Annotated in this window: 11 protein-coding genes; 5 read left to right on the top strand and 6 right to left on the bottom strand. The window is 71.2% G+C overall.

What is annotated here, in order from left to right:
- Positions 1-78 precede the first annotated feature (78 nt).
- Positions 79-771, bottom strand: a complete 693-nt coding sequence (locus OG289_RS14530) for a hypothetical protein (RefSeq protein ID WP_327314421.1) — start codon at positions 769-771, stop codon at positions 79-81.
- A gap of 67 nt (positions 772-838) precedes the next feature.
- Entirely contained in the window at positions 839-2164 is a 1326-nt protein-coding gene (locus tag OG289_RS14525) for a DUF2252 domain-containing protein (RefSeq protein WP_327314420.1), read from the bottom strand.
- 202 nt (positions 2165-2366) lie between these two features.
- Here OG289_RS14525 and dnaE point away from each other — a divergent pair, with 202 nt between their 5' ends.
- Positions 2367-5906, top strand: coding sequence for a DNA polymerase III subunit alpha (dnaE, locus tag OG289_RS14520; protein ID WP_327314419.1), 3540 nt, complete (start codon positions 2367-2369; stop codon positions 5904-5906).
- A 104-nt stretch (positions 5907-6010) separates the two neighbouring features.
- Here dnaE and OG289_RS14515 read toward each other — a convergent pair whose 3' ends face one another.
- Entirely contained in the window at positions 6011-6175 is a 165-nt protein-coding gene (locus tag OG289_RS14515) for a hypothetical protein (RefSeq protein WP_327314418.1), read from the bottom strand.
- Positions 6176-6398: 223 nt separating this feature from the next.
- Here OG289_RS14515 and OG289_RS14510 point away from each other — a divergent pair, with 223 nt between their 5' ends.
- The 4 genes from OG289_RS14510 (at position 6399) to OG289_RS14495 (ending at position 10330) form a co-directional block, all read left to right on the top strand.
- Positions 6399-7619 (top strand): NYN domain-containing protein, encoded by a 1221-nt coding sequence (locus OG289_RS14510; protein ID WP_327314417.1) that lies wholly within the window; start codon positions 6399-6401, stop codon positions 7617-7619.
- 108 nt (positions 7620-7727) lie between these two features.
- Positions 7728-8702, top strand: a complete 975-nt coding sequence (locus OG289_RS14505; protein ID WP_327314416.1) for an ABC transporter ATP-binding protein — start codon at positions 7728-7730, stop codon at positions 8700-8702.
- Between the two features lie 64 nt (positions 8703-8766).
- Positions 8767-9591: an ABC transporter permease gene (locus OG289_RS14500; protein ID WP_327314415.1), complete on the top strand. Its 825-nt coding sequence runs from the start codon at positions 8767-8769 to the stop codon at positions 9589-9591.
- Positions 9592-9625: 34 nt separating this feature from the next.
- Complete coding sequence (locus OG289_RS14495) at positions 9626-10330, top strand: DUF2567 domain-containing protein (protein ID WP_327314414.1); 705 nt, start codon at positions 9626-9628, stop codon at positions 10328-10330.
- 183 nt (positions 10331-10513) lie between these two features.
- On the opposite strand, the gene ybaK is transcribed toward OG289_RS14495, so the two are convergent.
- The 3 genes from ybaK to OG289_RS14480 are packed head-to-tail and all read right to left on the bottom strand — an operon-like array spanning position 10514 to position 12829.
- The gene (gene ybaK, locus OG289_RS14490; protein ID WP_327314413.1) at positions 10514-11014 is read right to left on the bottom strand and encodes a Cys-tRNA(Pro) deacylase; all 501 of its coding nucleotides are present in this window, start codon (positions 11012-11014) and stop codon (positions 10514-10516) included.
- 19 nt (positions 11015-11033) lie between these two features.
- Positions 11034-11774 carry an LON peptidase substrate-binding domain-containing protein gene (locus tag OG289_RS14485; RefSeq protein WP_327314412.1) on the bottom strand — a complete coding sequence of 247 codons (741 nt, stop codon included), beginning with the start codon at positions 11772-11774 and terminating at the stop codon, positions 11034-11036.
- Between the two features lie 11 nt (positions 11775-11785).
- A complete protein-coding gene (locus OG289_RS14480) occupies positions 11786-12829 on the bottom strand; it encodes a hypothetical protein (RefSeq protein WP_327320675.1) in 1044 nt (347 codons plus the stop codon).
- Between the last annotated feature and the right edge of the window lie 136 nt (positions 12830-12965).

Raw genomic sequence — 12965 nt, 5'->3', positions numbered from 1 at the left:
GGGACTGGGGGACTGAGGTGGTGCTCAGCTGCCCGGGTCTGTGCAGAGGTGCTGGTCTGTGCAGACGTGCTGGTCTGTTCAGACCGCGGCGACCGAGCACGGCGGTCCACGCCGTCCCAGGGAGTGCACGAGGATCCGCTCGCGGACGGTGGTCGTACGGCGCGCGGGCCGCGGCAGGCGGCGGGCCGCCGGGGAGCGTCGTACGGTCACGGCGGCGACGGCCAGCAGCAGCGGCCGGAAGGTGGTCGCGGTCGCCGCCCGCAGCAGCTGGGCCAGTGCCCGCTCGCCCCGGCGCAGCCAGGCGGCCGCGATCAGGCCGACGCAGACGTGCGCGCCGAGCAGCAGCCACGCGGTGGCCGGGTCGGCGTGGGCGAGAAGCCCGCCGAGCCTGTCGGTGTCGGTGCCGGTGACCTGGGCCAGCGGGCTGCCTACGGGCGTGCCGTCGCCGCACAGCACGTCCCAGCCGACCGAGGCCAGCGGGCCGGCGACCGGGCCGCCGGCCCGGCCGTAACAGACGTGCTGGCCGGTGGTGAAGACGGTGTCGGCCGCCAGCTCGAGCGGGATCAGCAGGGCGGCGATCCGCCCGAAGCCGCACTCGCGGCCCGCGAGGGCGTACGCGAGGACGAACACGGCGGCCGCGACGGCGGCCACCGTGTTGAGCGGCAGCGGGGCCCGCGACAGCAGGACGTGCGACGCGGTGCTGAGCGTCACGACGAGTGCCGTGAACAGCGCCGCGCGTACGGCTCTGAGGCGGGTCCCGGATATGTCCATAGCGGAGGAGAGTGTGTCACGTACTCCTGTAAGAGACCGCTAAAGGGTCGCTGTGAGCAGCGGACTGTTAGAGACCTGGAATCCGGCCGTTGCGGAACAGGTCGACGAAGATCTGGTGGTCGGCACGCGCGCGTGCGCCGTAGGTGTGCGCGAAGTCGACCAGCAGGGGCGCGAAGCCCTCCTCGTCGGCCGCGATCGCCGCGTCGATGGCCCGCTCCGTGGAGAACGGGACGAGGGACTCGCCGGACTGGTCGTCCGCCGCCGCGTGCATGGTGGCCGTGGCCCGGCCGAGGTCGGCGACGACGCCCGCGATCTCCTCCGGGTCGTCGATGTCACCCCAGTCCAGGTCGACCGCGTACGGCGAGACCTCGGCGACCAGCTGGCCCGCGCCGCCCAGCTCGGTCCAGCCCAGCCACGGGTCGGCGTGCGCCTGGAGGGCGCGCTGGGAGATCACCGTGCGGTGCCCCTCGTGCTGGAAGTAGCCGCGGATCGCCGGGTCGGTGATGTGCCGGGAGACCGCCGGGGTCTGGGCCTGCTTGATGTAGATCACGACATCGTTCTCCAGGGCGTCGCTGTGGCCCTCCAGGAGGATGTTGTACGACGGCAGGCCGGCCGAGCCGATACCGATGCCGCGGCGCCCGACGACGTCCTTCACCCGGTAGGAGTCCGGGCGGGCCAGCGACGTCTCCGGCAGCGTCTCCAGGTAGCCGTCGAAGGCGGCGAGGACCTTGTAGCGGGTGGCCGCGTCCAGCTCGATGGAGCCGCCGCCCGGCGCGAAGCGGCGCTCGAAGTCACGGATCTCGGTCATGGAGTCCAGCAGCCCGAAGCGGGTCAGGGAGCGGGCGTCGCGCAGCGCGTCGAGGAGCGGGCCCTGGGCGGTGTCCAGGGTGAAGGGCGGCACCTCGTCGCTCTTGGCGCCGGTGGCCAGCGCGTGGATGCGCTCGCGGTACGCGCCCGCGTAGACCTCGACCAGCTCGCTGATCTGCTCGTCGCTGAGCGCCTTCGCGTAGCCGATGAGGGCGAGGGAGGCGGAGAGGCGCTTGAGGTCCCAGGTGAAGGGGCCGACGTACGCCTCGTCGAAGTCGTTGACGTTGAAGATCAGCCGGCCCGTGGCGTCCATGTACGTGCCGAAGTTCTCCGCGTGCAGGTCGCCGTGGATCCACACGCGCGAGGTGCGCTCGTCCAGGAAGGGGCCGCCCCGCTTCTCCGCGTCGAGGTCGTGGTAGAAGAGGCCCGCCGTGCCCCGGTAGAACGCGAACGCCGAGGCCGCCATCTTCCGGAACTTCACGCGGAACGCGGCCGGGTCGGCGGCCAGGAGCTCGCCGAACGCGGTGTCGAAGACGGCGAGGATCTCCTCGCCGCGGTGCTCGTCGTTGAGCTGCGGAACCGACATCGCTGGGTGCCTCCTGGTACGGGTGGAGCGTGACGTGTGGGACGGATGTGCCGTCGTCCCCCGGACGGCCGTCCGTCATCTTGCAACGCTCGAAGGTACTCGGGAGTGCCCGACGATTGTCAGTGCCGAGGCATAGACTTCGACGCTGTCCCCCAGACTGTCCGCCAGCCTGTCGCCGAGTGTTTTCCATGGAGGCCACGCCGTGTCAAAGCCGCCGTTCACGCACCTGCACGTCCACACCCAGTACTCGCTGCTGGACGGTGCCGCGCGGCTGAAGGACATGTTCAACGCGTGCAACGAGATGGGCATGACCCATATCGCCATGTCCGACCACGGCAACCTCCACGGGGCGTACGACTTCTTCCATTCCGCGAAGAAGGCCGGAGTCACCCCGATCATCGGGATCGAGGCCTATGTCGCGCCCGAGTCGCGGCGCAACAAGCGCAAGATCCAGTGGGGTCAGCCGCACCAGAAGCGCGACGACGTCTCCGGCTCCGGCGGCTACACCCACAAGACGATCTGGGCGGCGAACGCGACGGGCCTGCACAACCTCTTCCGGCTCTCCTCGGACGCGTACGCCGAGGGCTGGCTGCAGAAGTGGCCCCGGATGGACAAGGAGACCATCTCCCAGTGGTCCGAGGGGCTCATCGCCTCCACCGGCTGCCCCTCCGGCGAGCTCCAGACCCGGCTGCGCCTCGGCCAGTACGACGAGGCCCTGAAGGCGGCCTCCGACTACCAGGACATCTTCGGCAAGGACCGCTACTTCCTGGAGCTGATGGACCACGGCATCGAGATCGAGCGCCGGGTCCGCGACGGCCTGCTCGACATCGGCAAGAAGCTCGGCATCCCGCCCCTGGTGACGAACGACTCGCACTACACGTACGCGCACGAGGCGACCGCGCACGACGCCCTGCTGTGCATCCAGACCGGCAAGAACCTCTCCGACCCCGACCGCTTCAAGTTCGACGGCACCGGCTACTACCTGAAGTCCACGGACGAGATGTACGCCATCGACTCCTCGGACGCCTGGCAGGAGGGCTGCGCCAACACCCTCCTGGTCGCCGAGCAGATCGACACCACCGGCATGTTCGAGGCGAAGAACCTCATGCCGAAGTTCGACATCCCGGAGGGCTTCACCGAGGTCACCTGGTTCAAGGAGGAGGTCCGCCGGGGCATGGACCGCCGCTTCCCGGGCGGTGTCCCCGAGGACCGGCAGAAGCAGGTCGAGTACGAGATGGACGTCATCATCCAGATGGGGTTCCCGGGCTACTTCCTCGTCGTCGCCGACTTCATCATGTGGGCCAAGGAGAACGGCATCGCGGTCGGCCCCGGCCGAGGCTCCGCGGCCGGCTCGATCGTCGCGTACGCCATGGGCATCACCGACCTCGACCCGATCCCGCACGGCCTGATCTTCGAGCGGTTCCTCAACCCCGAGCGCGTCTCCATGCCGGATGTCGACATCGACTTCGACGAGCGCAGGCGCGTCGAGGTGATCCGGTACGTGACGGAGAAGTACGGCGCCGACAAGGTCGCCATGATCGGCACGTACGGCAAGATCAAGGCCAAGAACGCGATCAAGGACTCCGCGCGCGTGCTGGGCTACCCGTACGCGATGGGCGACCGCCTCACCAAGGCGATGCCCGCCGACGTCCTGGGCAAGGGCATCGACCTCAACGGCATCACCGACCCCTCGCACCCGCGCTACAGCGAGGCGGGCGAGATCCGGGCGATGTACGAGAACGAGCCGGACGTCAAGAAGGTCATCGACACCGCCAAGGGCGTCGAGGGCCTGGTCCGGCAGATGGGTGTGCACGCCGCCGGCGTGATCATGTCCAGCGAGCCCATCGTGGACCACGCCCCCATCTGGGTCCGGCACACGGACGGCGTGACCATCACGCAGTGGGACTACCCGCAGTGCGAGTCGCTCGGCCTGCTGAAGATGGACTTCCTCGGCCTGCGCAACCTGACGATCATGGACGACGCCGTCAAGATGGTGAAGTCCAACAAGGGCATCGACCTGGACCTGCTGGCCCTGCCGCTCGACGATCCGAAGACCTTCGAACTGCTCCAGCGCGGCGAGACCCTCGGCGTCTTCCAGTTCGACGGCGGCCCCATGCGCTCGCTGCTGCGCCTGATGAAGCCCGACAACTTCGAAGACATCTCCGCCGTCTCCGCGCTCTACCGTCCGGGCCCGATGGGCATGGACTCGCACACCAACTACGCGCTGCGCAAGAACAAGCTCCAGGAGATCACCCCGATCCACAAGGAGCTCGAGGAGCCGCTCGAAGAGGTCCTCGCGGTCACCTACGGTCTGATCGTCTACCAGGAGCAGGTGCAGAAGGCCGCCCAGATCATCGCCGGGTACTCGCTCGGCGAGGCCGACATCCTCCGCCGCGTGATGGGCAAGAAGAAGCCCGACGAGCTGGCGAAGAACTTCACCATCTTCCAGGCCGGCGCCAAGAAGAACGGCTACAGCGACGAGGCCATCCAGGCCCTGTGGGACGTGCTGGTCCCCTTCGCCGGCTATGCCTTCAACAAGGCGCACTCCGCCGCGTACGGCCTGGTCTCTTACTGGACCGCCTATCTGAAGGCGAACCACCCCGCCGAGTACATGGCCGGGCTGCTCACGTCGGTCAAGGACGACAAGGACAAGTCGGCCGTCTACCTCAACGAGTGCCGGCGCATGGGTATCAAGGTGCTCCCGCCGAACGTCAACGAGTCGGTGCACAACTTCGCCGCCCAGGGCGACGACGTGATCCTCTTCGGCCTCGAGGCCGTGCGCAACGTCGGTACGAACGTGGTCGAGTCGATCATCAGGAGCCGCAAGGCCAAGGGGAAGTACGCCTCCTTCCCCGACTACCTCGACAAGGTCGAGGCGGTCGCCTGCAACAAGCGGACCACGGAATCGCTGATCAAGGCGGGCGCGTTCGACACCCTCGGCCACACCCGCAAGGGCCTCACCGCACAGTTCGAGCCGATGATCGACAACGTGGTGGCGGTCAAGCGCAAGGAGGCCGAGGGCCAGTTCGACCTCTTCGGCGGCATGGGCGAGGAGGAGACGAGCGAGCCCGGCTTCGGCCTCGACGTCGAGTTCACGACCGACGAGTGGGAGAAGACCTATCTGCTCGCCCAGGAGCGGGAGATGCTCGGTCTGTACGTCTCCGACCACCCCCTGTTCGGTCTGGAGCACGTGCTGTCCGACAAGGCCGACGCGGGCATCGCCCAGCTCACCGGAGGTGAGCACGCGGACGGCGCGGTGGTGACCATCGGCGGCATCATCTCGGGCCTCCAGCGCAAGATGACCAAGCAGGGCAACGCCTGGGCGATCGCGACCGTCGAGGACCTCGCCGGCTCCATCGAGTGCATGTTCTTCCCCGCGACCTACCAGCTCGTCTCGACCCAACTCGTCGAGGACGCCGTCGTCTTCGTCAAGGGCCGTCTCGACAAGCGCGAGGACGTGCCGCGGCTCGTCGCCATGGAGCTCCAGGTCCCGGACCTGTCGAACGCGGGCACCAACGCGCCCGTGATCCTCACCATCCCGGCCACCCGGGTCACCCCGCCGATGATCAGCCGCCTCGGCGAGATCCTCACCCACCACCGGGGCGACAGCGAGGTCCGGATCAGGCTCCAGGGCCCGACGAAGACGACCGTCCTGCGCCTGGACCGGCACCGGGTCAAGCCCGACCCCGCGCTGTTCGGCGACCTGAAGGTGCTGCTCGGCCCGTCCTGTCTGGCGGGCTGACGGACTGATGAGCCGAGGCTGACGCGAGTGAAGCGCGAGGGGCGCATCCGGATTCGGATGCGCCCCTCGGCGTGCCTGGGCTGCAACAACCTGCCCTGCGGACGTCAGTTGTGGCCGAAGCGCTTCTGCCGGCCCTTGCGGGCGACATCGGCAGGCGTCACCTGTGAGATGCGCTGCTCGGCCTGCTCCTGCACCGAGGACTGCTGTGCCGCCTGCTGACCACGCTCGGACTGCGGCTGCTTACGATCCTGTTTCTTGTTCTTGGCCATGGTGATCTGCCTCCTGAGGGGATCTGGGGGCCAGAGACGGGACCAGATTCACATAGGCTGACTTGCGACGCATTTCGGATAATTACCGTCTGTAACAGGTGTTGTCGGAGTGGAAGTGCTGGAAACGCCACGCCGAAGATCGAGTTCGGGCCGTTAACCCCCGTCAGGTCGGGCAGACTCGAAGGAAGCCCAAAGCAAACCTCCCGTAAAGAGGGTGAGTCGTGTGGACCGCTGCATCGTCCTGGTGGACGCCGGGTATCTGCTGGGGGCCGCCGCCAGTCTCCTTGCCGGAGAGCCCTCGCGGTCCCGGATCACCGTGGATCACTCCGCCCTCGTCCAGGGCCTGCGCGAACAGGCCGAGTCCGAGACCGAGCGGCCACTGCTGCGCATCTACTGGTTCGACGGCGCCCCGGACCGCGTCCCCCAGCCCGAACACCGCCGGCTGCGCGTGATGCCCCGGGTGACCGTCCGGCTGGGCGCCCTCACCCGCAGCGACGGCCGCTGGGCCCAGAAGGGCGTCGACGCGGCCATGCACGCCGAGCTGACCGAGCTGGCCCGCAACCGGGCCTGCTCCGACGTCGTCCTCGTCACCGGCGACGGCGACCTGCTGCCCGGCATGATGGCCGCCAAGGAGCACGGCGTCGCCGTCCACCTGTGGGCCGTCCAGGCCGCCGACGGCGACTACAACCAGTCCGAGGACCTCGTCGCCGAGGCCGACGAGCGGCGCGTCCTGGACCGTACGTGGATCACCAAGGCCGTCCGCGCCAAGGAGACCGGCGGGATCTGCGCGCCGCCGCCCGCGCCCCGCCCCGAGATCGCGGCGATCCTCTCCGCGCCGCTGCCCGACTCCGGCCTCGCCCGCGCCGCCGAGCGGACCGCCGAGGAGGCCGAGCACACCTCCGCGGCCGGCGCCTCCGAGAACGGCGCGCAGGAGCGCGCCGCCGCCCCCAAGGGCGTCCCGACCCCCAAGGATCTGGCCGCCCTGCGCGCACCCGGCGACCGGGCCGTCCAGCACCCCACCACCGCGACCCTGCGCTGGTCCTCCGACAAGGGCTGGGTCGACCGCCCCGGCGGCGCCGCCGAACCCTCCGAGGTCGCCTCGATGCCGACACTCGCACAGCTCACCACGGCGGAGCAGCGGTGGGCCGACCGCGAGGAGGACATCACCACCGTCGGCGGGGACCCCTATGAGGTGGGGCAGGTCTTCGCACGCCGGTGGATGGGGCGCCTCGGCGAGCAGAGCCATCTCCAGAAGCTGTCGGGCATGTACCCGCGGATCCCGCACCGCATCGACGGCGAGCTGCTGCGGTACGCGGCCCGCTTCGGACTGCTCGCACACAAGGACGACCAGATCGACGAACACGACCGGTACGCCATCCGGGCGGGCTTCTGGCGCGAGATCGACGTACGGACGGCGGCCGAGCACGCTCCGGCGGGGGACTGAACCGGGCACCCCGGACGCCCCCGAAGGCGAGCGGAGGTCCCCGACCCCGTAGTCTCGTCCCTTGTGAGTACGCGCGCGGCACCGGCAATTCGGCACAAAGACGAGGTCGTGTGTGCCGTGCGCGGGCTGACCAAGACGTATCCCGCCGTCCGGGGTCGGCGCGGCACCCCCGCGACACCCGAGGTCCGGGCCACCGACGACGTACGGCTGGACATCCGGCGCGGTGAGATCTTCGGGTTGCTCGGGCCGAACGGGGCCGGCAAGTCCACCCTCGTCCGGCAGATGACCGGGCTCATGCGGCCGGACACGGGCAGCGTGGAGATCCTCGGCCACGACATCGTGCGCCACCCCGAGCGGGCCGCGCGGATCCTCGCCTACCTCGGGCAGGAGTCCACCGCCCTCGACGAACTCACCGTCTCCCTCGCCGCCGAGACCACCGGACGGCTGCGCGGCCTCGATGTGCGCACGGCCCGCCGGGAGCGGGACGCCGTCCTCGACGAGCTGGGCCTCACGCCGATCGCCGGACGGCCGCTGCGCAAGCTGTCCGGCGGGCAGCGGCGGCTGGCCTGCTTCGCCGCCGTGCTGGTGGGGGAGCGGCCCCTGCTGGTGCTGGACGAGCCGACCACCGGGATGGACCCGGTCGCGCGGCGGGCCGTGTGGGCCGCCGTGGACCGGCGGCGGGCCGAACGCGGGGCGACCGTGCTGCTCGTCACCCACAACGTCATCGAGGCGGAGACCGTCCTCGACCGGGTCGCCGTCCTCGACCAGGGCCGGGTCATCGCCTGTGACACCCCGTCCGGACTCAAGGAGCAGGTCGCCGGGGAGGTGCGGGTCGAGCTGGTGTGGCGGGAGCGGGCGCCGCTGGACGTGCCCGAGGTCGCCGCGCTGCGCGAGCGGGCCGTGGAGTCCGGGCGCCGCTGGACGCTGCGGCTCGCCCCCGACGAGGCCCGCGCGGTCGTCGCCACCGTCACCGGCGGGGCCGCCTTCGCCGCCCTGGACGACTTCACCCTGGCCACCCCGAGCCTGGAGGACGTCTACCTGGCGCTGGGTGGGGCGGCACGGCAGGGGCTGGTGCGGGCATGAGCGCGAGGGTCGCCATCTCCGTATGGGACGGTATGAGAACCGTAGGGAAGAGGAGCAGCGCCACGTGAGTGTCGTACCCGCCGAGGTTCTGCCGGGGAGCACCCGGGCCGTCACGGAGCCGGCCCGCGCCGCCGCCGCCGAGCTGGCGCCGCGCGCCCGGCTGTGGCCGTCGCTCGTCGCCGTGTACCGGGCGCAGCTGTCCCGGGCGCGGGTGGCGCGCATCCCGCTGCTGTTCGTGGCGACCTTCCAGTCGGTCGGCATCCTGATCATGATGCGGGGCGTCGTGGACGGGGGGCGGGAGGCGGAGTCCGTCGTCGCGGGGTCCGCGGTGCTTGTCGTCGCCTTCGTCGCGCTGAACCTGCTCGCGCAGTACTTCGGGCAGCTGCGGGCGAGCGGGGGTCTGGATCACTACGCGACGCTGCCCGTCCCGCCCGCGGCCGTGGTGCTGGGCGCGGCGGGGGCGTACGCGTCGTTCACCGTGCCGGGGACGCTGGTGACGGCCGTGTTCGGGTGCGTGCTGTTCGGGCTGCCGCTGACGCATCTGTGGGTGCTCGTGGCCGTGATCCCGCTGGCGGGCGCCGCGCTGTCCGGGCTCGGGGCGGCCTTCGGGCTGCTCGCGCCGCGGCCGGAGCTGGCCACCGTGCTGGGGCAGCTCGGGATGTCGGCCGCGCTGCTGCTGGGCGTGCTGCCGCCGGACCGGATGCCGGAGGCGGTGCGCTTCGCCCGCGACCTGCTGCCGTCGACGTACGGGGTCGAGGCGTTCGCCCGCACCTTCCGGGCCGACCCCGACTGGGCTTTCGTGCTCGGGGACCTCGCCGTGTGCGCGGGGGTGGGCGTCGTGTCGCTCGCCGTCGCCACCTGGGCGTACCGTCGGGCCGCCGTCCGGTGACGCGCCGCACAGGCGGGCCTGGCACGATGTCAGGGTGACCGCACCGCTGACTCCGCCTCCGCCGCCGCACGAACCGTCCCCGCGCGAACCCTCTCCGCACGAGGCCTGGCCGCCGTCGCCCGGAGGGTACGCGGGGGCGGCCGCCGCGCCCCACGACGTGTCGTACGGACAGGACGGGCCCGGGATGAAGACCGAACTGCGGGAAGCCGCCGTGATCACGGTGGCGGTCGCGCTCGCCGGGGCGCTGCTGGGGCCGCTGTGGGTGTGGCTCGCGCCGAAGGTGCCGCTGGTGGGTGACCTGGTGGAAGGCAACTGGGTCGTCTACTTCAAGGACACCGAGGGGGAGCAGGCGATCGGGGTGGACGGAACGTTCACGCTGTTGGCCCTGGCGTTCGGTGCCGTGGGCGCGCTGGCGGTGTTCGCCTGGCGGCGGCGTGGGGGAGTGCCGCTGGTCGTCGCTCTCGCTCTCGGGGGGTTCCTCGGGTCGTTGCTGGCGTGGCGGCTGGGGGTGTGGCTCGGGCCCGAGTCCGATGTGATCGCGCATGCGCGGTCCGCGGGCAAGGGGGTGACGTTCTCGGCGCCGTTGAAGCTCGGTGCGAAGGGGGCGTTGCTGGCGTGGTCGTTGGCCGGGTTGCTGGTGCATCTGGGGCTCACGGCCTTGTTCGGGCCTCGGGATCCTGATCCGTATCAGCCGCAGGGGCCGGTGCCGAAGGACGGATACGGGGCGCCCCTGGCGTAGGGGCGTTCCTCGCCCCCGCCGCCCTTGCCCTTCCCACCCTGGGGGCTGCGCCCCCAGACCCACCGCTGTCGGCCCTGAAGGGCCTCGTCCTCAAGCGCCGGACGAGCTGGTTGTGACGGCCGGTGCGGTGACGCGGCCTGATGGCGGAGCCTCGTCCTCAAGGGGCGGACGGGCCAGAACGCCTCATCCTCGGCCGATCGGTGCCAGTACCGCTTCCGTCAGCTTGGCCAGGTCCGTCGGGGACAGTTCCACCTCCAGGCCTCTCCGGCCCGCCGAGACGCAGATCGTGGGGTGGGTCGTCGCCGAGTCGTCCAGGACCGTGGGGAGTTTCTTGCGCTGGCCGAGGGGGGAGATGCCGCCCCGGACGTAGCCCGTGGTGCGTTCCGCAAGCGTCGGGTCGGCCATCGCCGCTCGTTTGCCGCCCACCGCCGATGCCAGGGCCTTCAGGTCCAGGGAGCCCGCCACCGGGACCACCGCCACCGTCAGGGTGCCGTCCACGTCCGCGACCAGGGTCTTGAAGACCCGGTCGGGGGAGACGCCCATCGCCTCGGCCGCTTCCTCGCCGTAGGACGGGTGGCTCGGGTCGTGGTCGTAGGCGTGGACCGTGAAGTCCACGCCCGCCGCCGTCAGGGTCACCGTCGCGGGCGTGCCTGCGGACTGCTGCTTCTTCGACTTCTTCGCCATTCGGGCCTTCTCGGTGACGTCAGTTGAGACTCGTCGGGCCGCGCGTCAGGTCCGACGCGGGCAGCGAGGGCAGGCTACGGATGATCGCCGTCTCCGCGCGAAGCAGTTTCAGCTCGTCCCGCAGACGGGAGGCCGTGTCGGGGGCCTGGAGGAGGCGCTGCTTGGCGGGGGTGTCCAGCATCATCGCGGCCGCCACCAGGTACGACACGACCGAGGGGTCGTCGGGGAGTTCCGCGCCCGTGGCCAGGGAGCGTTCGCGGGCGCCCGCCAGGCGCTTCTGGTACTGGCGGAAGGCCCGCAGCACGCCCTCGGCGAGGGCGCCCGCCTCGTCGCCCGGGTCCTCCGGCAGCTCCTGGAGCTCGGCCGTCAGGAACGGGCCCGAGGCGTCCACCGACAGCAGCTTCACGCGGGTCGTGCCCGTCGCCAGCACCTCGAAGGTGCCGTCGGCCCGCTCGCGGATCGTCGCCGCGTCGGCCACGCAGCCGACGCCGTGCAACGCCTTGACCGGGTCGTCTCCGAAGCCGGCGGCGGGGCCGCGCTCGGGCAGCGCCGTCTGGTCGGGCAGCCCCGGGGCGCTGGGCGCCACCTCGTGGCCGTCGCGGATGGCGACGACGGCGAACCGGCGCGATGCGTCCTCTGGGGTCTTCAGCAGATCGCGCATCATGGCGCGATAGCGCTCCTCGAAGACGTTGAGCGGGAGGACGAGTCCCGGGAACAACACCGAGTTCAGGGGGAAGAGCGGCAGGCGGACGGTGGTCACGACGCAGAAGCCTAATGGTCCGGCGGGCGGGCTCGTCCGCCGTGCCCATTCCCCGGATGCCCCAAAGGCTGCCCCGACGGTCCCGAGCGCACTTCCTCGCGTACCGCGAGGAAGTGGCCGAGGGGGTCGTCCGACAGCCGGCCCCAGGGGAAGGACGTGGCGTACGGGCCGATCAGGCACAGCTGCGCGAGGGCGTCGTCGCGGCGGCCGAGACGCACCAGGACGTAGGTCAGGACGTTGCGGATCTCGGCCGGCCACGGGTCGGCGGCCGGGAAGCGCGCGGAGAGCGCGGCGGCGCGGTCGGCGGCCGCCTCCAGCCGCTCGCGGGGCACCTCGGGGCCGCAGCCGTCGGTCAGGTACGCGAGGGCGGCTCGCGCGGGCAGCGCCTGGACGAGGGACCCGGCGGGGGCGTCCTGCGCGGCCCGGTCGGCGAAGTCGAAGCACTCGCGGTGCGAGCCGCGCCACGACTCGGCCAGGTAGCGCTTGGCGGCCACATGGCAGCCGTAGTGGTGCGGGGCGCGGCGGACCGCGGCCGCCCACAGTTCGCCGAAGTACTTGTGTCCGGCCCGCGCACCGCGCGCGTGGTCCAGGGCGATCCGCCACGGCACCGGGTCGCGGACGTCGCTCTGCGCGGCCGCCGTGATCAGCGGGCTCACCTCGCGCAGCAGCTCGGCCCGGGCCGGCGACAGCCAGGCGCGGGCCACCGCGAGCTGGGCGGAGACGAGCAGCACGTCGGGGTCGCGCGGGGCGGCGGCACGCCACTCCTCGAACCACTCCGGACGCGAGTGCGCGAAGGCCGCCAGCCGGGTCGCGTACCGGTCGCGGTACTCCCACTCGGCGCGTTCCCGGGTGTGGGCCAGCAGCTCGGCGGCGGGCGCGTAGGCGCCCAGGCCGGCGGCGACCAGCGCGGGGCCGAGCCGGTCGTCGGGCACGTCGAGGAGCACGTCGTCGTCGGCGGGGAGCCCGGCGGCGCTGTGGGGGGCGGCGTTCCGTGCCGTCCGGGAGAACCGGGAGGCACGGATGAACGGGGGCAGCAGAGCCATGGTGCCGACTATTGAAAAGCCGCAGGTTCAGATTGCGCCAGAGGGTTGGGGCAACGTCTGGAAAGTTGTACGGCGTGGGGTCAAGGGCCGGTAAAAGGCGACTGTTCACCTCCTGTTCACCGACTGTGTTCCAGCCGACCGCACGACG

The organism is Streptomyces sp. NBC_01235, from assembly GCF_035989285.1.
Classification (GTDB): domain Bacteria; phylum Actinomycetota; class Actinomycetes; order Streptomycetales; family Streptomycetaceae; genus Streptomyces.
The sequence above is the reverse complement of the archived record's forward strand: the minus strand, read 5'-3'. Positions and strand labels throughout refer to the sequence as shown.